This is a genomic window from Robertmurraya sp. DFI.2.37 (assembly GCF_029211245.1).
Lineage (GTDB): Bacteria > Bacillota > Bacilli > Bacillales > Cytobacillaceae > Robertmurraya > Robertmurraya methanolica_A.
On the sequence record NZ_JARGEJ010000063.1, the window covers coordinates 1 to 22,447 of the forward strand.

Genomic DNA, 22,447 nt, shown 5'->3' on the forward strand with positions numbered 1-22,447 from the left:
TTTCATAAGTTTCTCTGACCGCAGTAATTCGAGTATCAAGCGAAACTCCCCAGCGTCGGTTTTCTATCGTTACAATGTCGCCCAAATCGAAATCTTTTCGGTAAGCCAAATTTGACAGCACGCTTATGTCCGATTGCATTGTAAATAACGGCTTCAATTCCGACAGTTCACGAAGTCCGTATTCTCGTAAGATTTCGTCATAATCATCGTCGGGTATCTGCGTTCCATCTTCGCGTTCCTTCGAAACGGAACCGGCGTCAATATATATCTCGCGTCTTTCAAAGCCCGAAAGCGCGTCGTTGATTAAAACCGTTCTACGTGTCGCCTCGTCGCCTTCTCCTGCGACTATCGCCATGTTTTTAAAATCCTCGTCCGCATCAGTTAACGTTTGGTTATTGACATTCTCGAAATCTAGCGAAAAAATTGCGCGCGGGTTTTCGGACTGTCCGTAAGACAAGTCACGCCCACGATAAACGTCAAATAAATACCGCGTGTTAACGGGGTCAAACAACACTCGCCAACCAACGTCATATTTAACTGCCAACGCATTAAGCCAACTACTAATGCTAGGATTTTCGCTACTAAATTCGGTGGCATTGTCCGCAACCCCACTGTCAGGCGCTAACGCAAGCGACGGGATAATTCGGTTTTGATTGGTGGGGGCGATGCAGTTGTCGAGTACAAACGCCTTCATGACGTCCTCAATCGTGCCCGTATTTTCTTGCTCGCCCCATACCGTTCTGCGCGATAACAAATCGCCAAGAAAAGAGCCTTTAACCGTAACTCGTTCGTGTTTGATTCCGTTTATACTTACGAAATTTATTACCGCTGCTTCTTGTGGATTGTCGTCTTTTACCACGATATTTCCTCGTTTTATTAACGAAAAAAGAGACGCAACATCTGCGTCACTCTTAGGTAAACTTAATTGCAATTCAAACGTGCCCGCTTTATAAAAATCTCGCGTCCATACAAGCGACTCATAATCGTCTACTAGTCCGAGTAAATTAAACGACAAATCATAAACGTATAAGTCCACGACTACACCCCCACATACTTCGAAGCATGGTAAATGTCGACTTCCAACCCGTTAATGTTTTCATCAGCGTCATATCGTAGTAGATTGTCGCCGATTTCGAGTTGTAAAAACGTACTACCACGTGCGATAGAGTTAAAAATATTCGTAGTCACACCATTTAACGTAGACTCAATTCGTTTTTGCCCACGATTTGTGTTAATCGTAATGATTTCTCCAGCCGTCATCGTGTAATTTAATTTAATCCACTCCTGCGTATTAACGTTAAATAAGGACGGATTAACAACCGTCCCTGTTGCTCGAAATTTAATTATCATTCCTGTATCCACATGCCCGTCATTTTTTACGTTAACAATAAAAGTCTCCGTCCTAACCCCGAACTCGATGCCTGTGTCCTCCGGTATTTCGAGTTCAAACTCAAATAACGGTTCCCATAACGCAATCTCCGTTTTTGTATCTTCCGGCTGGCGCCAATACGGGTCGGGTGCAATTAACGTTAGTGAAACTTTTTGAAAACGTTCGCCGCGATTTTGCGTACCGTCAGGAAATCTCGGGATAGATTCAGCAACCGCTTGAATTTCTCGAATAACCCCTCCGCCCTCATAACGTAGAGTACCGAGTCCCAGCTTCGGATTCATCACCGCCGATAAACGTTGTCTTGCAGCCACAACCCTCGAATAGTCCAAAACGTGTATAAGCAATGTTATCTCGATTACTCTTTCGTCGAGCGTCGAATCAATGTACGTACTTCCATCTTGAAACGCTGATTTCTGCGAAATTGTTTCCGCACTTACATCACCGAGTCCATCAACCGTAATGATTTCAAACGGCGCGGAGGCGCCAAATGTGACGGACTCCCCGCGTGCGTTCGTAAAGATTAACCGCTCCATGTTAGCACCCCCATATCTTCCGCCATTCTTCGCATAATACGTTCTTGTTCCCTGCGTTCCTTTGCCGGCGACACATCTTCCGGTAACTGCTGATTGACCGTCATGTTGACAACGCTTGGTCGTTGGTTTTCGTTTTCTAGCGCATGAGTAAACGCAAATGCTCGACTCGCTACGTTCGGCGCATCGTATGACATGTCGATAGATGCCGAAACAGCTTCCGACATTTTAGCGGCCGTTTTTACGAGCCCATTAATCGAATCCGATAATCCAAGTTCCCAACCTTTTCCGATGTCTTGACCGAATCCGCGCGTTAATCGTGATGGCGAATGCATGTCAAAAAACCCAGTAATTGCATTTGCAATACCGCTCGCGATTGACGTTACTTTGTCCCAAACTGCCGATGCCATCGAGCCAATTCCGTTAATTAACCCTTGTATGATGTTTTTTCCGATGTCGAACAAGTTTACGCTTTTAATCGTATCAACAATCGACGGAATAATTTCCGTTGTTATTGCGAGGACTAAAGAACCCGCAACGCTAACGATACCTTTGATTAACTCCCACAGTATTTGCACGCCAGCCGCTAAAATTTTCGGTAGATTTTTAATCAACGTACCCGCAATCTGCACGATTAAATTAAGCGCCGTCGCAATTAACTGCGGTAAAATCCGAATGATACCGTCTATTAACGCCATTAAAATCTTGATGCCGGAATCGATAATCTTCGGCAAGTTTGCGATGAGCGTACTCACGATTTGCAGTATCAGTTTAATCGCCGTTGCAATAAGCGTCGGCAATATCGATAAGATTCCGTCTATCAGCGCCATTAAAATCTTGACGCCCGAATCGATAATCTTCGGTAAACTGCTAATTAGCGTTGATACGATTTCAGCAATTAAATAAAGCGCCGCCATAACTAGCAACGGAATAGCTGTCGAAAGCCCCTCGACTAACGACGAAATCACTTGAACCCCCGAATCGACAATCATCGGTAAATTGCTTATTATCGCTTGAGTTAACGAGTCAATTACCGTTAATATTCCGGCAATCAACAACGGAATAGCCGATACGATGCCTTCGAGTAAAGTCGTTAAAAGTTCCACTCCTACCGTCAAGATTTGCGGTAAAACGGTACCGATTACGCCGACTAATGTTTCGATTATTTGCGTAGCAACACCGATAACAGTCGGCAATGCCGCGAGTATTCCGTTAATCAAATTGAGGATTAAGTCGAGTCCAACTTGTACGATTACCGGAAAGCTATTTTCGAAGAAATTGACGATACCGTCTACCACCGCGTTAATGCCTTCGATTATTTGCGGAGTTCCCGCCTGCAAAGCGTCTGCGATTGCCGGCATAAAGCGCGACAGCGAAATTAACATGCCGGGAAGCCCTCCGATTAATAATCCGACAATGGTCGGCCCCAACGTCTCGATGACCGGCACCAACGCTTTCGGGTCGCCACTAAATACGCTCTTTACGTTAGTAAGAAATTCGCTGGCAGTATCGATGAATTTACCGAAAATAATCGGAGCCACTGTCGCAACATACGACTGCAAGTCGTTAAACGTCGTCTTAATCACGCCAATCGCCGTTGATACGTGCCCGCCAACGACTGTCGCCAACGTTTTAAAATCGTCAAACTTTCGCACTGACCAGTCGACCGCTTCGCCAAACGCGTTTTTAATCGCAGCGCCTACCGCAATCGTAGCGGACACAATCCCCGCCCATGCTGCGTGTATGCCGTTGCGGAACCATTCGACCTCGTTATAGGCGATGACGAGCGCCGAACCTACCGCAATAATCGCCGCTATGATTCCACCCCAAAGTGCGATACTACTTAACAGCGCCCCCGACGTCATACCGAGCGCGCCGGCAATCGCGCCAAATCCTGCGACTAGCGACGGTATCATGCTGACGAGTATCAGCAACGGGCCCGTAAGGAGCATAAATACGCTACCTAACGCCAGCCCAATCGAAATAAACGTTTTTGACGCATCGCTTAATCCGTTAAACCAGTCGACCGCACTTTGGATAGCTGCGACGATAACTTTAAGCGCCGGCAATAATGCGTTGCCTATCGCAATAGCCGCTCCTTCCAGCGCCGACTTTAAAATCGTTAACTGCCCGAGCAAGTTGTCGAGTTGCTTTGCGGCGATTTCCTCGGCTGTGCCGCCGGCATTTTCGAGTTCCGCCGTAAATGCTTCGATAGTACCTTGCCCGGCGTCCATTAACGCGAGCATTGCCGCCGACGCTTCCGTGCCGGAGATTTTCGCAACCGCTGCTAGTCGGTCAGCTTCCGTCATGCCTTTCGTTGCTTCCGTCATTTCGCCGATGATTTGCGACAACGGCTTCATCTTGCCCGCCGAGTCTGATACGGATATGCCGAGTTCATCGAGCGCGTCGCGCGCCATTTTAGGCGGTTTCGCTAACCGGATTAACATCATACGTAAACTTGTGCCCGCTTGGTCGGCTTGTATTCCAGCATTTCCCAATATTCCCGCCGCAGCCGCCATCGACTCGAGCGATTGTCCAGCCGCTTTAGCGACAGGGCTGACATATTTCATTGTGAGCAATTTGTTATCGTACCGGCTCTTTATCCGATACTTCTTACGGTTTCCCGCAAGTTCAGACTATATCTTCACCTCGTTGAGGTGCTAGGCGCTCGTGGGTCTTTACTGCCGTCGGCTTTACGTTACGGCTCCATGACCTAGTCGTTACACCTTCCCGACGTTTCTGTCGGGCTTGGCTCGGGATTAGCGTAGCGTTTGCGTTAGCCTTCCCCGAATTCACCTAGTGTTTTATGCCGCAAGTTGCCTCACGACCGGGCTACACATATAACCCAACATACGTAAATCCGTATTACTATTCGTAAATGTTTTCGTCATAACGTCGGCTACTCGCGAAGTCTCCGCAGCTTGCATGCCAAACCCCGAAAGTATATTCGACACAATGTCGGCAGTCTCGCCTAGTTCCGTCTGCCCTGCCGCTGCTGTTGCGAGTAGTCCCGGCATCGCCGCCACAATTTGATTAGCTTTATATCCCAAGTGTTATGATAGCCGTTTAAGCTATCTCTCCGGGTTTCCCCGGAGTATCGGACTATATCTTCGCCTTATAAACGTATAAGGTGCTTGGCGCTCGTGGATATTTCGTCATAGGCGTCGCCCTTAGATTACTTTATCTAGTCTCTACACGTTCCGACCGTTTCCGTGTCGGCTTCGCTCGGTATTAGCATATCGCACTCCAAAAATATAGATAATTGTTCGCTATTGTTATTCGTATATCCGAAAGTATCGTGGAACTCTTTATGACACTCTTTACAAAGGGTTATTCCGTTTGCTACATCAGTTCTTTTATCAATATGCTCAGCATAATTAAAAATGTGGTGGGCTACTAAGTTTCCTCCGGAATTATCTCTACATCTTTTACAAGTAAAAGAGTCACGTTCAAAAACCAACTGTCTCCAAATGTTATATTCGGGATAATCTCGATTTTGAAAACGCTCATCGTCAGTTAATTTTGTATTATAACGTGGATGAAGTTCTCCTACCATATGTTTCTTACTACATTCTTCTGAGCAATATTTACGTTTACCAAAATAGTACGGGATGACTCCGAATTCCTTACCACAGCAGGCACAATTTATTTTCACTCTACTGTATTTCGGACTTTTTTCTCCGAAGAATTCTTTACTGCGGTGTTTTCCTTGACATTTTCTATCGCAGTAATGATGTTTGAATTTTTGATAAAAGTACCGTTCAACTGAAAGTTGCTTCCCGCACCAAGAACAACTAGTATCTACCCTTGTAATCCTTCCTTTAGCCCTACATTCCACACTACAGTATTTACTCGTTTTACTTTCGGACGTAAAAAAGACGCCACAACACATACACGTATGCTTATGACGTTTCTTCGATTCTTCATATCTACAATCTTTACATTTATTTCTATTCTTCGCGAATCTACTATCTTCTTTTATTTCTCCGCAATACTTACATAATTTAATAGTATCAATCCTCCACCGTAAGTTATTAACGGAGTGCAACTTAGCTTTCACCGAATTCACCAAGTATTTTTTGAACGGTATCACTACCGAACCGGCCCGTTATGTTAAGCCATCGCTAAAAATTGTTGCGCTTCTGCCGCCTGTGTCGCCGAAAAGGACGTTTTCCGCCCCATTTCTTCGGCATTTGCCGTCAGTTTCCGGAGTTCCTCCGCAGATGCACCGCTCAACGCTCCGACCCGACTCATCGCCGACTCAAAGTTTGCCGCGGTCTTAACCGCCAGTCCAAGTCCCGCTACGCCAGCCGTACCGATTATCGTCATTGCTTTACCGACCGACCCGACCGCTTGAAACGCCCGCTCGTTTTGTTGCGCCAACTGGTTAATTTGCGACGTTGCATTTCGAATGCCTGCCGTTAACCCGCTAATGTCAGCGCCAATCTTAACGAGTAAATTTTGTACGGATGCCATTTTCATCCTCCTTTCCGCTAGAATTTAAACTGCGAAAGCCATTCCTCCGCATGTTTCGCTTTTTCCGCCTGCTTGCGTATCTTATCCTCGGTCACACCGTCGGCTGGGCGTTTAAATAAGTCGCTTGCCTTCGGACGTTTTGCTCGATGCGCCGCTTCGTGCATAACAGCGATAACCGACGCTAACTCGTATTCGTCATAACGTCGTTCCTGTTGCGCGCGATTAAGTAGGACATGTTCGCGAGGCGTTAGCGCCCACATTTCCGGTGGCTTAAATCGGAGGTAACGCCAGCCGTCCGAGATTATTCGGTCGTAGTCAAAAGTTTGTCGAGTTGTTCGAACGCTTCCGGATTCTGCGCTTTCAGATTCGCGACTATCTTCCGGTAGAAAAAACTATCGAGCAGCACCTCGTTGACCGTCTTATGAACCGTCTCGTAGTCGAGTTTTTCGGCTTCGAACGCTTCTTCGAGCGCTAGTTCGACTTTTTCTTTCGCGAAGTTTTCCCCCGTGTGTAATAGTCCGGCATGCACAACGTTAGTAAACGTGTCTAAGTCGCCTTGCAATGCACGTCCGACAAGTGCGAGCGCTCCGCCTTCGTGCAGTCCGTCGAGATATTTAACCGCCTTATACGTTAGTTTCAATTCGTATTCTTTTCCGTCAATTTCAAATCGTGCCATCTATCGTCATCCTTTCGGTTTGTGGTTAGTTAGTGCCCGTTGCAATATCGTTGTTCTGCGCACCATCAGGAATGGTAGTCAGTGTTTCTTTTGTAACTGAACCATTTAGAGTCCCACTAAGGGAATATGTTGCAAATTCAGAGTTACCAAATGAGCGTTCGAAATTAGAAATCATATAACTTCCTTTTTCTGCTTCTTTAGTACGGGTGTTTATCTCGTAAATTTCTACAAATTGCTTATTTCTAACAGCGTTTTCCACATAATCAGGAAATGGGTCGCCCTCTGTGATGATTCCTTCTAGCGAAATTTCTTGAGAAACCTTACCATAATCAGAACCCGTGAGATCCTTTGTATCCAAATCAATAGCATCTGCTGAAATATTTTTTGACCCGCCTGTTTGGTTAAATGGACGCACTAATGTTTCGCCACTTTCCTCGTCAGGAATAGTAACTGCAAACAAAATTTCTTCTCCGCGATATGCCTTCGTCATTACTAAAACAGCCCCTTTTTATGAGATATTTTGTTTACTTTCATTAAATTGAGAAAAATAAAAAGAACGATATTCCTTGATGGACATTTCGTTCTTTTGCGCTAAAAATTCTATTAATCTATCAAAACGTTTTTGTGATAAGTTATACCGAGTCTTGTTCCTCTCATACCACTCAAACAAATTACTGTTACTTTTACTTTGATTTAAATCTTGTCTCAAAGGAATCATATTAGATTCAGTAGTACCTACAGTACCTATTGATAATGGTATTACATGGTCCCAGTGTACATTTTCTGATTCCCCAGTAAGAGCGCACCCACCAAAATAGCTCAACGTTGCCTGCATTTGTTCGTTTGTGAAGTCGTCTTGAAGAGACGATTTGCGAGCCCTTCGTCTATGACCTTTAAGCTTAACTCTGTCGGGGTTCCGTTTCTCCCAATTTCTAACAGAATTAGATTGTTTTTCGGGATTAGACTCTCGCCATTTTCGTTTGGATGCAAGTACTCTTTCAGTATTTTTACGATAATATTCCCTTGATTCGATTCGAATCCTCTCACGGTTCTCTTCGCGATACTTAGCTTGTTTTTCGAGAATTTTTTCTCGGTTTTGTTCGTGATATCGCCGGTTCTGTTCTTGATATTTATCGCGGTTTTCTTTTCTGTACTGCCTTCGCCATTCAAGAATACATGTCTTGCATTTCGAAGCTTTGCCGCCGAGTCCTCTTTTTTCGTTTCTATACTCGTTCAACAACTTTACCTCTCCACACCCGTTGCAAATCTTCGCTACAATAGTGTCGTTTGCATCGGTATAGTACTTGGAACCTCGACTAGATGCTTTTTTCAATTGCCATGTCTCCGGTATCTCCAAACTCGTCTCTCCTTCCTTTTAAATTTTCGTTTTTGTGTAGCGTACTTCCACGTCAAAATAAACCCGATGGTAATCCGACTTATCGCTCACATCGTCCGGTGTTATCGGTGTCTCACCCGTCACGACCGCATAAAAATAGCCGAGCGTTTCGCCCGGATTCAGTGCGTCTAATAGCGTTATCTTATCGTCCGTGAGGACGTCGCGAATTTCCTCTTGTATCAGCGACCGTTCGCGAATACTTGTCGCACTTAACCCGATTTGGTAGCGATAGACCGTTTCGACGGAGCGCTGTTTCGAAATGACTTCGTTCGTATTCGTCATTTGTTCGATGGTTATCAACGGTCGGTCAGTCGGTAATTTAATTCCGTCGAAAAGCCAAACCGTCTTAACCCCGGTCGTCTGCTCGAGGTGCGTACGCAACGAATGCGTCAAACTAAACTGCATCAGCCTCGCCCCATTTCGTTCAGTCGTTCGACAATTTTATTACGATATGGAACCTCGTTTTTAGCGATGGTATTCCGGATAAACCCTTTTTTCGTGCGATGCTCGTATTCTTGCCGTGTCGCATACGGTAAGTCCGACCCGTACGTCCAGTGCAACGGCGCTTCTTTTTGCACGCTCGCCGCAATCGAGTTCCTTAGCTTACTTTTACGTCTAGGCGCACTCTCTGCGGATTCATTCGCCATTTTACGCGTGTAAGCTTCCGTGATGTGGTCGATGTCTTGAGCGATTGCGTTGGCATCCAGCGAACTTATAAGACTCGCCAATCCTTCGATTTTAACCGTAAAATTACTCACGATATTAACCTCCCCACGAATTCGACTCGGTTGCGCTCGCCAATGCCTTTTTTGTCTGCCGCCATGATTTCGTAGTCGCGCCCGTCGTATTTGACGCTTGTTATCTGCTCGATTATGTCGTTTACAACGTCAATATCGACCGAAAACCAAATGTCGCCTTTTTCAACGAGTACGCCGTCGTTCAATAATCGCTCGAATGCCGATTGCGCCATCGAAGCAATTTCGGTGACTACGGATTCGGTGTGTATTTCGACTGTTTCAGCGCCAATCGGTTCGTTAGTTATCGGGTCGAGTGCGCCAGCAACTTCGTAATATAAAACGATAGGATGCTGACGTTCTGCGACGATTTCATTGCGAGTGTTGCGCATAAATTCGATGTCTTGTGGTGTTAGCACGTAGCCACCTCCTTATCCTGCTTAGCATAAATACGTCTATTGGCTTCTACTAATTCAATTACTTCGCGTAAGCACAATCCAAGGTCATCCTCTATTTCGCAATTAAAAAAGCGAAGGATTATCCACCCCTCGCCCTCTAATTCCGAATCTCTTCTGATATCTTTTTCTCTCACTGAATCGAACCTCAAATGACTTTCACCGTCTATCTCGATACCTATCTTTAAATCTGTGAAGGCGAAGTCTAGTATCGCTCTGGCAGCAGCGTGTTGAAACTTGGGGTAATATCCAAGCTTTTCAATACTTTTCTTGAAAATTAACTCCTGTGGAGTTGCTTTGGTTCTTAGATATCTCTCCATCGAACGTCTCATTTTAGAAGCACTTTTCTCATTAAACATAGGATTATGTTTCTTATGAAATTCAGAATTTTTACGCCTAGATTCAGGATGTTTTGCAGGGTTATCATCGGTAACCATCCATGGTCGATTAAATACTAATGTACCTTCGTCCCTCTTACGTCTAAACGCTTCATTAGCTTTTGCAGTATGTTTTTTTCTGATTTCTAACGGTGTTTTTTCGTGTTGTATCTTTTTAGCCTCTGAATTACTTCTAAGTTCGATACCAAACCTTTTACACCACTGCTTTGCCGATGCTACACTTATCCCTAACTCGTTTGATATTTGAGTTGTTGACAACAGTTTTTCGGTGTACATCTCACGTAATACAACTTCTATATCTCTTCCAATCTCATTTTCTACTTTTAACATAAGAGGTGTTTTACTCATCAGTTTTCACCGATTTACATGTTTCTTCCAACTCTTTAAGTGCTTTAGTTGCCTTTTTCGCCTCACGTTGGATTGCCTTAAGTCCAGTGAGGGATTTAGATATTTCACTACATATTACGTCAAATTCGCATAACCTTTTATCTGCCATTAATAACGTATCCCCTTTTATAAATATTTGTCATAAAGTTCATAGGTTAGAAAACTTGTGCAATTAATATGAGGATGATAGATTTCGGTGTCAGTCGACTTAAACACGCCTTCGCCCATTCCGTATCGGTCCTCCAACGATAATATTGTACATCGGTGCGACGGCACGTTCGCCGCCCCACGGTGCAACCTAACGCCTTTTACTACGTCGCTTCGGTCGGCACTCATCGAAATGGCAGCGCGGTAAGCCGTATTGCCTTCCGTCACTACTAACCTCCGAATCTTCCACGTCTCGTTTTCGTAGACTTTTCGTATGTTCGCTATCATCGTGCTGACGGATTCGCCACGGATGATGTCTGCGCGCAATACCTTCGATAGTTCGTCGCGCATGTCTCCGCCAAACCGCCAAACACGGTCGCTCAATACGAGTCCGTCATCGCCAAGACGTTTCGTTGCGTACTCAAATACGTCGCGATTAATTCGTTCGATAGTCGCTTCTGATAACGCACCCGACCGAATCGCCGCCACAATTGCCGCGTTAGCACCCGTCGAGCCAAATTCCGCCGACTCCTTTACGATGGCGTCGAGCGAAGTTGTGCCGTACTCGCGCACTAGCATTTCCATTTCGTCTAGTTCCCGCAGCAACCGCGCCAGTCGTTGACGTTTGATAGTGCCGTCTTTTGCCGAGTAATCCGCAAGCATGTCGGCAAGGTCGCCGCGTATCCGTCCGATTTCTCTAATCGCAAATTCCTGTTGCTTTTTATTGAGTTTACGATAGCCCTTCGCCAATTTTTCGAAGGACTCGTTCAGTTTCGCTTGATTATTCATCGACAATCCGCCCGTCCTACATGCGTCTGGCTTGCGCCTCGTCCACGCCTATATTTGCGATATTGTTTGCGTGCTTGCTCCGCCAGTTTCATGTAGTTGTCGAAAACCATCGACTTGTCGACCGATTCCTCGCCGTCCGTGTATTTAAAGTAATTCGCCGTGTTTGTTGCGATAAACTCATACGCAATGGTTAGCGCAAGATAAAATACCGCATCGGCGTTTTCTGCTTCGGTTAAATCCGCTTCGTGTTCCGCCTCGGACACCCACGCTTCAATGTCGGCATCCGTAACGCCCGAAACATTTTGCAACCGATTCTTTAAGCGCTCCGCTACCGACATCGAGCGTCACCTCCGTTATTTTTCGAGTTTGGCTTCCGCCTTGATTGCGGCGTCCTTACCCTTGATTTTTTCGCCGTTCGAAAGCAGATAATAACCGCCGCCGACGTGTTCCGGTTCAAATTCGGAAGGAGCGTCCGCAACTTCGTCAACTGCCTTCGCCACGGCATCCAACCGCTTAATGAACGGACTTTTTTTTGTCTGCTCGTCTAATATCTTAATTTTTAAATCGTCAAGGGTTTCGAATTCCCCATCCACATCAAATTTAGCGATTCTTTCACTGTTTATAATAACTTCATAATTTGGTAAACATTTGTATTTCGCCATCATCTACACTCCTACTATGATACTTTCTTTTCGATGTTAGAAAGAATAGCGATAGACTCCTTAGCGTTCTTAATCTCAAACCCTACTTCGGCTCTGATTACACGCGCAAAATAATCTCCGCCTGGCTGTGTAGCATCCTGGTCATATGTTGACGTTAAATAACGTAATTTCACATTATTTACGTCTAACAACAACGCGCGGTCTTTAGGCATGTTGTTATCTACTACTACTCTAGTAATTGCTCCGCCCGGTAAGTCAGAAACAAATGATAAAATTTGGTATCCAGCAGTTGTTTCGCTTCGTTCAGTTTGGATAGTGCTACCACCAAGCTTAGTGATTTGACGAGCGACATTTGGCGCGCATAAAATTGTATTCACTGTTCCGCCACGTTTATAGGATGCCTCGACAGCGTCATTTAGTCCCTTTGCGGTAATTTCGCTGTTTCCAAAATCACTTGAAAAAGAGCCTTGTTCATTCGCAAATGCAAACAAACCTCCGGAAGTACGTGGAACGGATGGTGAACCTGCGTATTTACGTCCGTAAATTAAAGAACTATTCATTTCACGTAGCATTTCCTCTAGGCGAAGATTTACTTGATAATCTAATTCATTTTCCACTCCATAAGTTCTTACTTGTTGTTGAGTACGAGAAACAGAGGCGTAACGAGTAAAAATTTGTGTATAATTCTCCGACACAAGACGGTCGTTAATCTCATTTTTACGAAATGTATCTTCACCCTCAGGGCGAGGTCTAGCGATAATTCGCAACTCATCATCAGATACGGAAAATGCTTCCGGAGTAGTGTTATCGTACCCACGAACAACCGTGATAGTATTTGCGCTCTCGTCTACGGCTGTTACTTGCATAACCTCAAGACCATTTTGTACTAAGGAATTTACGGTAAACTTCCTAGCTTCGCCTGGTTTTAATTGGATTGATGTATCTGCCGCCTCAAAGTCTGCCGCTGGGTCTGCGATTAAGCTATTAAGATAATCGTTCTGCCATTCAAACTTCGTTTGTGTTGCAGGGTCTCCTATGCCTACAATACCCAATAGGATTGGAGCGTTTTGTAAAATTAAATCTACACCCGGTTGCATATCACGAATTTGTTGTTGAAAATTATAAGTTAAAGCTACTGACATTAAAAATTCCCCCTAATTATTGTTTTTTAGATTTCATTTGCAATATCTCATTGCCTAGCGCAATGACTTTGCCGAATAATCGTCGGTCTTGTACTGCTTTCTGTCTCAACTCTTCATACTCTTTCTCTTTCACTGCTATCTCACTTATACTAGGATTTTTCGGAGGGTTCCCGCCTCCTACAGCGTCAACATATACCGACTGTTTAAACATCCACGGCTTAGCCTCCTTTAACGCCTTGACCGCTTCCTCAACGCCCTTTACGTTACCATCGTCGTCAATCTCTACAATCGACTTATCCAATAACGCAAGCACGTCATTCGGGTCATTCGCATTCAACGCACGGGCGACGCTTCGTATTTCGGTGTTTACAATGCGTTGATTTGCCGTCTCTTGCGCCTTCTTCGCTTGCTCCGCTGCCTCTTCCGCCTTTTTCGCCGCTTCTTCTTTTTCGGCTTTTAAGCGTTCGGCTTCGGTCATTTCCGCTTTTCTGCGTTCCTCATCGGCTTTTTCTAATGCTTCTAGTCGTTTTAACTTCTCGTCAAGTTCCGCTTGCTTCTTTCGCTCACGTTCGACTCTTTTAGCGATGATTTCGTTTAACTCATCTTGCGTAAAAGTCTTTTCCGATTTAGTTTCCGGTTTCTCAACCGTAGTAATTTCTTTATCGATTATCTCGTCAACTTTTTCGTTTTTAATTTCTTCGCTCATTTCGTACCTCCAACCGCTTAAAGCCCGTCGGCTATCGTTTATCAACCGCACAGTTTAGAGACATAGGCGTATTGGTCGCAAATCTTACGAATAAGAATTCGTCATAAACGTAATTTTCTGCGCATCCGTTCCGCTTGTGCGCACATAAAGGCGACTAAAATAAAACGTTTTTGACGTTCCGGGGTAAACTTCCCAATCGCCAAAGTCCATTTCCATGTTCGACACTAGCAACGGTGCCGTATTATCTTGCGGACACTGGATTTCGATGGCGTCTGCGCCTGTTGCATCGATTAATTTCGGATAGTCACTTCCATTAGGGTCAACCGTTCCGCTTAGAATACCGTTGACCGACTTCCATTTCGGCGGTGTTGGCCAGTTTTGCACGGTTACTTCTTGCGGACTGCCACCGCCTCCGCCACTATCGCCATCAGCCGGTTGCAACGTATCGCCCGACTGCGCAACGACTATGACCGGCAACGCCTTCGAGCCATCGGCGCTTTGATACAGCGTTTGTTCTAACCGCCCGATGTCCGGATTACTATTCACTTTCGCCACTATTCTTCGCCTCCTTCGTTATAAGGGTCGGTTCTTCTGCGTAATAAATCGCGCTCTTGCAGTATTTCCATCAGCTTCGCTTCTGCGTTTTCTTTTCCGCTTCGGGCGATTGCGCCTTTTATCGACTCGGTATTCATCGCAACCTCTGCGCTCAACTGTTCGATTAGTGCCGCTCGGTCTTGTGGCGTCGGCAAGTTAAATATGATTTTGCTGTCGTAAAATCCGTCTAACTCGTCGACCCATTTACGGTCGTAAATAAAACGCGGATGGTCTTTGCGCGCTTTCATATATCGCAATATATATTCGTTTAGCAACCGTAAGCGCGACTGCCAAACGACCCAAGCACGTTGTGTTTTCGAGATAATTGCGCTATAGAGCAACTGCAACGCCACGTCGTTGATTCCGCCCGTTTTCATGTCTGCTGTATTGACGATTGGTACTTCGCTGATTTCGTGCAGCGCTTCGTACATTCGGTCGAGGTATCCTTCGATAGCCTCGCGAAACTTAAAGCCGCCTTCTAACTTCTTCGCTTCGGGCTTTCCGCTGTCCTTATCGCTGTCGCCGAGATTCCATTTCGCTGACGGGCTTATTTTCAACGGGTTTTTCGGGTCCTCATCGACGTCGGTTAGTATCGTAATCGCAAACATTTCGAAGCGTAGGGCGTCCGAGTAGTCGCTTAATTTGCGGTCAATTTCGTCGGCTAATTGCGTCATCTTTCCGAGTTCCGATTCGCCTTGAATGGCTCCTGTAAGCTTGTCGACAGGCACTTCCACGACCGGAATAAAGTCGAGTCCCATCGACTGGCGCGGCACTCGTTCTTCGACGATATTAAATCCGCTGTCGTATACCGCCTCGAACAATTCGCAGTCATATTCGCCCCTATCTTCGTGCCATACGAGGTAATAAGACAAGCGCCATAGCCGTTCTTGTTCGGGGTCAAGAAATGCGATGAAATGAACTTCCTGCAATTCGTCAACGTCCCACTCGTTATGCACCGCAATGACTTCCGTGGACGGATGCCAAAAAACACGTATCTTCCCGCGTCGAGTATCGTAATGCAAGCGTGCGTAAACGCCTGTCGTCGAGATAGCGCGGTCTTTTGCCGCCGCGAGTAACTTTTCGTGCATGTGATTGTCGTCCCATACCCATGTCAGTAGGCGTTCCTTAATTTTAGCGCGACTGTTTTCCGCCTGTTGTTCGTCGCTCGGCACGTAGTTGTTGAGCGTCATGTTTACGGGGTCGTCGAGTATGTCCGGCGGCACAGTTACCTTCGGCTCTTTTTCGAATTGCCACGCCGCGATGGTGTCGACTAGCTTGCGCGGGTAGTTAATCGACAACTCCGTCGGCTCGTAGTCGATTTCCTTCGGCTTTTCGTACGTTGTCCATACGTTGGTCGCGCCGTAGTATCGGTCGTACAGTTTCGCTTCTTCGACGAGTCGTTCCCATTCGAGTTCGCCGAGTGCGTCGCGCATCGGGTTTTCGATTAAAATTTCGCTGATTAAATTCGGGTCTGCAAACACGTTAACACCTCCTTAATATCGGTAAGAGCCAGCGTAGCCAGCTTTGCGTTTTCTGCCGATTTTTGCCGCCGTGTAAGCCATCGAAACAGCATCGGGGCCATCGTCGTGATTATGATTCGGATACATTTCGAACATTTCGAGCAGTAGCCGTTGGTCACGTTTGAAGCGTATTTTTCCGTTTTGAATGTCCGGCAGTAACGCCTCGATTCGTAGCGCTTTTCTAGTACGCTGTTTAATCTTCGATAGTCGCGTCGAAGCCGGATAGCCTTTCGCCTGCAAGGCTTCGGATAGCTTATCGGCAAACCATTCCTGCGCCATTTGCGCCTCGACTGCCATTACTGCGTATTCATATTTGAGCGCTCGTTCGACTGCTTCTTGTAAAAGCACGTCAGGATGAACGCGTTGTATATATGCGTCTACAACGTAACAAACGCCGGTCTCTTTATTTCGAGCCAGCGTGATAATTGCGCTATAGTCGCCTTTTTCCTTCCCCATCGCGAAGTCAATTCCGCAAATATAGTCGAAGTTTTTATCTCGTAAATCAGCGTCCGAAAAATACGTAATGTCATCGTCCTTGAATATCTGCGATTCTTCATCGACTGGATTGCCGAGATACTCTTGATTAAACGCCTTGACGCCCATTGATTCGCGTTTTTCCATAAAATACTTGTACGAATACATTTGCGGCCACAATACTTCTGTTCCGCGCAGCATTTCGTCTTTGTTCGCCTCGTAATAAGCGTCGGCGTTCTCTTTCGCCTTCGGGTCGTCCGAGTTATATATTGTGCGCCATTCTTCCCACAAGTCCTCGCGTTCTGACCACGACAAGATTGCCGGAAACTTCTTCGAGATAAAGTCGCGTCGCTTCGTAATAACGTGATTCAGCAACGAGTCGTAGCCTAGAATGGTTCCCATATAAACCGCGATACCACCGAAGCCCAACGCCTCGAGCATTTCCGACCGAAACCAATGTAAGTTCTTTTGACGCAGTTCCGGCGTGTTTGTATTCGCATTTGATTCGAGGTCATCGAGCAGGAAAAGTCCGGGACGTTCGGTCAAATGGCGTAGCCCGCGCATCTGCGTTCCCATACCTTTCGCTTCGACTTTCGTGCCGCTTGCCGTGACAAATTCGTACTTGTTATCGACTTCATTCATGGACGGCTTTGGATGCAGCAATGGCCCGAAATCTTCTCGAAGCTTCTCGTTAAATTTCAAGTTCTGCTGCGTAAAGCGTATAAAGTCCCCCGCCACGTCCGTCGTTTCCGAAATCTCGATAATATACTTTTGATGACGGTAAACAACTTGATGGCATAAAAAGGAATTCGACAAGTACGCCGTCTTAGCATGCCGACGACCGACTGACCACGCAACGTTATTCGTCTGTTTACCTTCGATAATGTCGTCGAGCAACGAACAAAGCGTACGATGAAAGTCCGCCGCATCCGCATAAGTTTGCCCCGCCGGAATCAAATTCGTCTCATTGTCGGGATTCATTTCGTCGCTAAAATACTCGTAAGTAAATCGCAGCAAATCGAATTCGGCGTTGTGGACGCGGTATAATTTCGCCAGCAACGAGCGATTGTTTTCAAATCGGTCAATGTCGTAGTTGGTTCCGTTTGGGCCTGCGATAATTTCGAGCAACAGCTGATTTTCTTCCGCCAATTCGTCGATTAAGGTTTGGCGTGCTGGGCGGTCGAGCCACTTGCCGTCAATAAACGCCATTACTCGTCCGAACCGCCTTGCAACCGTTCCATTAGCGCAGCCTTGCGTTCCTCAAACGACTGGTCGCCGCTGTTCGTGTTAATCGTAACCTCGCTCTTATCGTTTAGGTCGCCGATACGCTTGAGGTACAATTCGATGCCCTTCATTGAGCCGTTTTTAATACCGTCAATGAGCCGCGAATAAACGAGCGATAACTGCGAATCGACCACGCGCGATGCTAAGTAGTTTTTATACGCGATAAAGTTCTCGTCCGTCGTGTCCCAGCGGTGTAATTGCATGCGCGAAATGCCGACTTCCTCGGCGATTTGGTCTTTCGTCTTGCGTTCGCCCTTTGGCGTAAATTCGTATTCGACGAGCAGTTGCGCAGCTAGGCGTTGACCTTCGCGTAGTCGCGCTTCGTTGAATTGAAACCGTGGATTTGCCATAAGTATCGTACTCCTTTCCGTTAAACTTGGCGCTGGCAACCGGCGCTCACCGAAAACAGCCGTAGGCACTACCGCCAAACTATCGACTAGCTTCGATGAGGGTCGGAGTTTAAAATTTTGTGAGAAATTGTCGGACGTCAGGGCGGGCACATGAGCGAAAGACCACCCCGCCCCCTTCGGCGCCCCGTATACCGCATACATGCGCCTGCATATTACGCTGTATAATCGTGCATACCGCATACAATTCTTGTTAACATAATACTTATTATTGTGTGGTCGATTGTTTTACGAACCGCGCCACATCAACGTTCATTAACGCCCATATAACACCCGTTATGCACGATTTTATACATCGTTGATATAACGCGGTTCACAACGCACGTACTTCCGTTATTTCCCACGATTGTTGCATACGGATGAGCGACCGAGCATGCATACGTTTTGCATAAAACAACCGTCGCACCCTCGAGTTTTGGCGGTCTGTACGCCGTGAACGCGTCGGCTGATAAAAACGACGTGCATCCGTAACACAGTCCGAAAATGCACGCCGACTTCCTACTTATTTAATAGGCGGGTTGGTGAACGTGTTACACTCCGTTAAATTTATCCGGCATTCCATCGCCGCTAGCCACCGTTAAAAATTCGATTTCATGCGTAACGAAATAGCCTTGCTCGCAGTTAATCGTAAGCCTGTTAACGCCCTTCACTTCTTTACCGTCGATGTACAATGCGAAATGCAGTCCGTCATTGCTGACGAGTTGTAGTTTCGGTGTTTTGTCCGTCATAATTATCGCTCCTTTCCACGCAAAATAACCCGGTACGATTTCCGCACCAGGTCGTAATTTCGCCCAATTCCTACGAACGGGAATCGGCGCTTATCTCTTTTCTTATTAAAATACTTCTTCGCGTAAGAGATGATGTATAATAATATGCGTTATATAAAGCGTAGTAGGACTTTTCGATAGAAAAGGACTACCGGCAATTTATTGCCGCAATCTTTATTATTATTAATTCGTTATTATTACGTTGTTATTATTATATTCCCGCTGACAGGAATTGATTAATTCCTATGAATGGGATTCGATTAATTCCCGTTAACAGGAATCGGGCAACTACGCTCATACAACGGTAAGTACATCTTCTTCGAATGTCCATGCCACGGAATCTTTTTCGTCACCATTACGCCTTCACTAACGAGTATATCGACGAGCCCTTTAATACGGTCTTTGTGAATACCGGTATCATCGGCGATTTGTACCACGCTCGGAAACGCCCACATATACGCTTGCCCTTCGCTTTGTCCGTTAACAAATGCGTGCATGTAGCCGTAAAGTAGCACGCAATCCCGCGCAGTCTTTCCGTCGTATTTCTCTTTCAGTTCCGGCAATAATTCTCGGTAAATAAAATGCGGAATAGGCGCGTAACCTCCGCTCGTCAGCAAGTGTTCCTTTTGACTCAATGCTTTTTCCTTTTCGTTCACTATAAATCCCTCCGTTTACTAAGTTAGCGCTACTTACCTAGTGCGCGTGCCTTTCGTTCATCATATTCGTCTAACACTCGTTTTAGCGCGTCCGTTCGGGCGAATACCCACATTCGCTTATCAGTGCGAGGGTGCTTACCCGCGAACTCATAACGCAAGCCGTTCGCTTTTAGGAAATGAAACAACGTTGTCGAGTAGCAGTAAAATAAGTTATCGTTCACGTAAAATCCCTCCGTTAAATTAAACTTTTTCGTACGTTTTTTCGAATATGTCCGGCTTGCATGGGTAACGTTCGCCTTCCACGCCGGTGATGATGTAATCGCCTGGCGAAATAAACATACGCCCTTCTAGCGTATCGATGTACGGCTTTTTAACGCGACGTAATCCTCGCACGTTCGGCGCAATCTGTTCGTAAGTGAAATCCACGCCATCTTCTAGTCCTGCACGATATACTTCCGCTTCGACTACGACTGGTTTCTTACGGTACTTACTCATTCGTCGTCACCGCCTAGCAGACGAATCGCCACGTCTACCGCGCTTTCTGATTCGCCCGTTCTTCCAGGTTCACTCGAATAATTTGCGAGAATAAACGCCGCCAATCTATCGATTTCATTCGAGCGTGCCTGCGCTTCTTCCAACTCCCGCAATGCCTTCGTGGCTTCCCGCGCTTCTCGCTGCAACGCCTTTAAGCCCGTGAGCGCGTCGGAAATGTCTACGTCCATTTTTACCTTCAATTCTCCGATTGATTTTGCTTCGCGCGCGTTTTGTGCCGCCATGTTCATCGCCTCCTTTTCGGCTATTCGCCGGTTTATTGAAAATAAAAAAGCCCGCCAATTAAGGCGAGCCTAAGTGTGATGTGCGGTCGTCAATCCGCATTTGTCCGCGTCGCTGACGATAATGCATGCGACGGGCAAGGTGTTGTTATCCGGACTATAACCGCTTGGTCTGTGGTAGGCAGTCGCGACGAACTGCGAAAGGTAGTCCGAAATTTTCAATTCAACCTTAGTCCAGACATTTCGCGGAAAAGTAAGCCATAAAACACAAAAAAGCGCCCTACCCTCGAAGGTAGAACGCCTTTAAACCGTTTTATTCAGCATTGTATCCGGCTCTGTATTCCCGCAGTTCATGGTTCTGCCGATAATAGCCAAGTAAGTAATTGTCGCCAAGTGGCGCGTCGGTAAAGTCTGAGGTGTCCATTTCGCCGAGGATTCCGTCGAACCGGCTTAACAAGTAATTTTCGTCGTCGCCAAACTTGTACGCGTATTGCATAAAGTTGTCGTGAAGCTTTTTATACGTAGTAGCAGGCGCTTTCGGAAATTTCTTAAAGTCGCGCTCAGGGACGGACGGCTTGCCCTTCTCGAAAACACGCTCGCCGATTATTGTGCATACGCTTAGTAGCCTTCCAAATAGTAGGTTTCTTTTATCATTAGTCATTATAATATCCTCCTTGTTTTTTAAATAGTAATCGTAAAGTTTAAGAGCATTACCTAGTGGCATGTTCTCAATATTTGACTCGCCTTTAGCAAATTTATTAAGTGATACCTGGCTAACCCCTGTATCTTTGCTAATTTGATAGTTTGTGATGTTTGGGTTAGCAAGTAGTTCCTCGATGGCTTTTTTAATGTCCATGTTATCCTCCTTTGTACAAAGGAGGATTCGCCCTCCCGAGCTTTAAAATTCTTTAACACCATTTGATACATAGTTTTTAAATTTTTTAAACATGTAATTTTTTTCTTGATTATCACGGTTGTCAATCCAAAATTTAGCGTCTGCGTTTGACATGATTTCTGATAATCTCACGAAGCGGTCGTAAGCTTTGTTCATCGATACGACAGCACTCTCAATTCTGCTTTCTGGTACATTTGAGTTTTTAAGCTTATCAAGGTAATTTTTAACTCCTTGCTCTGAAAATAAAGCTTTAACAATCGCATCCACACGTCTTTTCTCGATTGTGTTTTTTCTTCCAGGCAGCTCATTAACCACTTCGTATTCTTCATTCATTAATTCATCTTGTAACACCGCAGCTGCGTTAGCTCTGATTGACTTAGCCCACTTAATTTGCTTCTCGGTACCTTTCAATTCTGGAAAGCTAATTTTGGAGATAGTGCCTTTTACCTTTTCCATAATCTCTACCCCTTTCTTAATTTCTTGCCAAGCCATAGCAAGAGCTTGAGCAAAATACTCTCTCACCTTTCCTCCAAACTTTTTAACTCCTTCTCTTGCGATTTCCCAAGCTCTTACCATGACCTTTTTCATTTTGATTTCCTCCTTTTTTAGTAGTATTTCCTCTTGTCTATAATATACTACATTTAAGTTAAGTATGCAACACTTATTTTAATTATTTTTATAATTTCTTTTCGACAGATGTAGACAAAAGAAAAACCACCCGAAATAACTCCGGATGGTCATCGATAATCTAACGCCTTGCTCCCCGCCTCATTATCCTCGATAGTCCTGCGTTGCCTTTCGCTGTGTATCGGCCGTTCGGTATTCCGTGTTTTCCACGGCGTATCGTCCGTCACTTCCTCGTACAAGCAAAGCGTCGCCAACCGGTCGAGTTGTTCTCGCTCCGGTCGCTTGCCCGTTGCCGCGACGTATTCGTCCGTCAGCGCTTCGATTGCTAAAAATCGATGCTCGCGTGGCAAGTTGCCCGCTTTGGTTTGCGCGTATAGTTCGTCGATGCGTTCGTTTAAATTCATGCCGTTTCCTCCCCGATTTGATAACCTTCGCCCATTCTCGCCCATGCCTCGTACACTCGCGCCACCTTCGCAAGCGCCACCGTTACCAACCGATTGACCGTCTGTTTGCTCACGCGCAACTTGTGCGCCACGTCCACTTGCGCCATGTCGTCGAAAAA

29 protein-coding genes and 1 pseudogene are annotated in these 22,447 nt (G+C 45.9%); all 30 read right to left on the minus strand.

What is annotated here, in order from left to right; all coding sequences use genetic code 11:
• A partial coding sequence (locus PZE06_RS21745; protein ID WP_275792042.1) for a siphovirus ReqiPepy6 Gp37-like family protein occupies positions 1-1,036 on the minus strand: 1,036 nt, incomplete at its 3' end.
• A 2-nt stretch (positions 1,037-1,038) separates the two neighbouring features.
• Positions 1,039-1,923, minus strand: coding sequence for a phage tail family protein (locus PZE06_RS21750; RefSeq protein ID WP_151026242.1), 885 nt, complete (start codon positions 1,921-1,923; stop codon positions 1,039-1,041).
• Complete coding sequence (locus tag PZE06_RS21755; RefSeq protein ID WP_151026241.1) at positions 1,911-4,490, minus strand: phage tail tape measure protein; 2,580 nt, start codon at positions 4,488-4,490, stop codon at positions 1,911-1,913. Before PZE06_RS21755 ends, PZE06_RS21750 begins: the two co-directional genes overlap by 13 nt.
• Positions 4,491-4,724: 234 nt before the next feature.
• A pseudogene (locus PZE06_RS21760) lies at positions 4,725-4,967 on the minus strand (phage tail tape measure protein); the annotation flags it as partial.
• A 137-nt stretch (positions 4,968-5,104) separates the two neighbouring features.
• The gene (locus tag PZE06_RS30155) at positions 5,105-5,812 is read right to left on the minus strand and encodes an HNH endonuclease (RefSeq protein ID WP_369011859.1); all 708 of its coding nucleotides are present in this window, start codon (positions 5,810-5,812) and stop codon (positions 5,105-5,107) included.
• 221 nt (positions 5,813-6,033) lie between these two features.
• Positions 6,034-6,396: a phage tail tape measure protein gene (locus PZE06_RS21765; protein WP_225310815.1), complete on the minus strand. Its 363-nt coding sequence runs from the start codon at positions 6,394-6,396 to the stop codon at positions 6,034-6,036.
• Between the two features lie 301 nt (positions 6,397-6,697).
• Complete coding sequence (locus tag PZE06_RS21770) at positions 6,698-7,072, minus strand: tail assembly chaperone (RefSeq protein ID WP_151026237.1); 375 nt, start codon at positions 7,070-7,072, stop codon at positions 6,698-6,700.
• A gap of 25 nt (positions 7,073-7,097) precedes the next feature.
• Positions 7,098-7,562 (minus strand): phage major tail protein, TP901-1 family, encoded by a 465-nt coding sequence (locus PZE06_RS21775; RefSeq protein ID WP_151026236.1) that lies wholly within the window; start codon positions 7,560-7,562, stop codon positions 7,098-7,100.
• A gap of 18 nt (positions 7,563-7,580) precedes the next feature.
• Positions 7,581-8,429 carry a hypothetical protein gene (locus PZE06_RS21780; RefSeq protein ID WP_151026235.1) on the minus strand — a complete coding sequence of 283 codons (849 nt, stop codon included), beginning with the start codon at positions 8,427-8,429 and terminating at the stop codon, positions 7,581-7,583.
• Positions 8,430-8,447: 18 nt separating this feature from the next.
• The gene (locus PZE06_RS21785) at positions 8,448-8,873 is read right to left on the minus strand and encodes a hypothetical protein (RefSeq protein ID WP_151026234.1); all 426 of its coding nucleotides are present in this window, start codon (positions 8,871-8,873) and stop codon (positions 8,448-8,450) included.
• Positions 8,873-9,226, minus strand: coding sequence for a hypothetical protein (locus PZE06_RS21790; protein WP_191963592.1), 354 nt, complete (start codon positions 9,224-9,226; stop codon positions 8,873-8,875). Before PZE06_RS21790 ends, PZE06_RS21785 begins: the two co-directional genes overlap by 1 nt.
• A complete protein-coding gene (locus tag PZE06_RS21795) occupies positions 9,223-9,621 on the minus strand; it encodes a hypothetical protein (protein ID WP_151026232.1) in 399 nt (132 codons plus the stop codon). The genes PZE06_RS21790 and PZE06_RS21795 overlap by 4 nt, the downstream gene beginning before the upstream one ends.
• Entirely contained in the window at positions 9,615-10,403 is a 789-nt protein-coding gene (locus tag PZE06_RS21800; RefSeq protein ID WP_151026231.1) for an endonuclease domain-containing protein, read from the minus strand. Before PZE06_RS21800 ends, PZE06_RS21795 begins: the two co-directional genes overlap by 7 nt.
• Positions 10,396-10,551, minus strand: coding sequence for a hypothetical protein (locus PZE06_RS21805; protein ID WP_191963591.1), 156 nt, complete (start codon positions 10,549-10,551; stop codon positions 10,396-10,398). The genes PZE06_RS21800 and PZE06_RS21805 overlap by 8 nt, the downstream gene beginning before the upstream one ends.
• A 17-nt stretch (positions 10,552-10,568) precedes the next feature.
• Positions 10,569-11,378 carry a structural protein gene (locus PZE06_RS21810; RefSeq protein WP_151026230.1) on the minus strand — a complete coding sequence of 270 codons (810 nt, stop codon included), beginning with the start codon at positions 11,376-11,378 and terminating at the stop codon, positions 10,569-10,571.
• A complete protein-coding gene (locus PZE06_RS21815) occupies positions 11,375-11,716 on the minus strand; it encodes a hypothetical protein (RefSeq protein WP_275792043.1) in 342 nt (113 codons plus the stop codon). The genes PZE06_RS21810 and PZE06_RS21815 overlap by 4 nt, the downstream gene beginning before the upstream one ends.
• Before the next feature lie 15 nt (positions 11,717-11,731).
• Positions 11,732-12,040: a hypothetical protein gene (locus PZE06_RS21820; RefSeq protein ID WP_275792044.1), complete on the minus strand. Its 309-nt coding sequence runs from the start codon at positions 12,038-12,040 to the stop codon at positions 11,732-11,734.
• A gap of 14 nt (positions 12,041-12,054) precedes the next feature.
• A complete protein-coding gene (locus tag PZE06_RS21825; RefSeq protein ID WP_151026274.1) occupies positions 12,055-13,182 on the minus strand; it encodes an SU10 major capsid protein in 1,128 nt (375 codons plus the stop codon).
• Between the two features lie 16 nt (positions 13,183-13,198).
• On the minus strand, positions 13,199-13,888 hold the full coding sequence (locus tag PZE06_RS21830) for a phage scaffolding protein (protein WP_151026275.1): 690 nt from the start codon (positions 13,886-13,888) through the stop codon (positions 13,199-13,201).
• Between the two features lie 84 nt (positions 13,889-13,972).
• Complete coding sequence (locus PZE06_RS21835; RefSeq protein WP_275792045.1) at positions 13,973-14,443, minus strand: hypothetical protein; 471 nt, start codon at positions 14,441-14,443, stop codon at positions 13,973-13,975.
• Positions 14,443-15,963: a phage portal protein gene (locus PZE06_RS21840; protein WP_225310821.1), complete on the minus strand. Its 1,521-nt coding sequence runs from the start codon at positions 15,961-15,963 to the stop codon at positions 14,443-14,445. Before PZE06_RS21840 ends, PZE06_RS21835 begins: the two co-directional genes overlap by 1 nt.
• Positions 15,964-15,975: 12 nt before the next feature.
• Complete coding sequence (gene terL / locus PZE06_RS21845; RefSeq protein ID WP_151026277.1) at positions 15,976-17,685, minus strand: phage terminase large subunit; 1,710 nt, start codon at positions 17,683-17,685, stop codon at positions 15,976-15,978.
• Positions 17,685-18,110, minus strand: coding sequence for a phBC6A51 family helix-turn-helix protein (locus tag PZE06_RS21850; RefSeq protein ID WP_191963597.1), 426 nt, complete (start codon positions 18,108-18,110; stop codon positions 17,685-17,687). The genes terL and PZE06_RS21850 overlap by 1 nt, the downstream gene beginning before the upstream one ends.
• 587 nt (positions 18,111-18,697) lie before the next feature.
• Positions 18,698-18,895: a hypothetical protein gene (locus PZE06_RS21855; RefSeq protein ID WP_151026279.1), complete on the minus strand. Its 198-nt coding sequence runs from the start codon at positions 18,893-18,895 to the stop codon at positions 18,698-18,700.
• Between the two features lie 299 nt (positions 18,896-19,194).
• Positions 19,195-19,590 carry a hypothetical protein gene (locus tag PZE06_RS21860; RefSeq protein ID WP_225310822.1) on the minus strand — a complete coding sequence of 132 codons (396 nt, stop codon included), beginning with the start codon at positions 19,588-19,590 and terminating at the stop codon, positions 19,195-19,197.
• Between the two features lie 240 nt (positions 19,591-19,830).
• A complete protein-coding gene (locus PZE06_RS21865; RefSeq protein ID WP_151026282.1) occupies positions 19,831-20,085 on the minus strand; it encodes a hypothetical protein in 255 nt (84 codons plus the stop codon).
• Entirely contained in the window at positions 20,082-20,366 is a 285-nt protein-coding gene (locus tag PZE06_RS21870) for a hypothetical protein (protein ID WP_151026283.1), read from the minus strand. The genes PZE06_RS21865 and PZE06_RS21870 overlap by 4 nt, the downstream gene beginning before the upstream one ends.
• Positions 20,367-20,676: 310 nt before the next feature.
• Positions 20,677-21,219 carry a type I-C CRISPR-associated protein Cas8c/Csd1 gene (locus PZE06_RS21875; protein WP_151026284.1) on the minus strand — a complete coding sequence of 181 codons (543 nt, stop codon included), beginning with the start codon at positions 21,217-21,219 and terminating at the stop codon, positions 20,677-20,679.
• Between the two features lie 42 nt (positions 21,220-21,261).
• The gene (locus tag PZE06_RS21880; protein WP_191963598.1) at positions 21,262-21,846 is read right to left on the minus strand and encodes a hypothetical protein; all 585 of its coding nucleotides are present in this window, start codon (positions 21,844-21,846) and stop codon (positions 21,262-21,264) included.
• A gap of 149 nt (positions 21,847-21,995) precedes the next feature.
• Positions 21,996-22,289: a hypothetical protein gene (locus PZE06_RS21885; RefSeq protein ID WP_151026285.1), complete on the minus strand. Its 294-nt coding sequence runs from the start codon at positions 22,287-22,289 to the stop codon at positions 21,996-21,998.
• Positions 22,290-22,447: the final 158 nt, after the last annotated feature.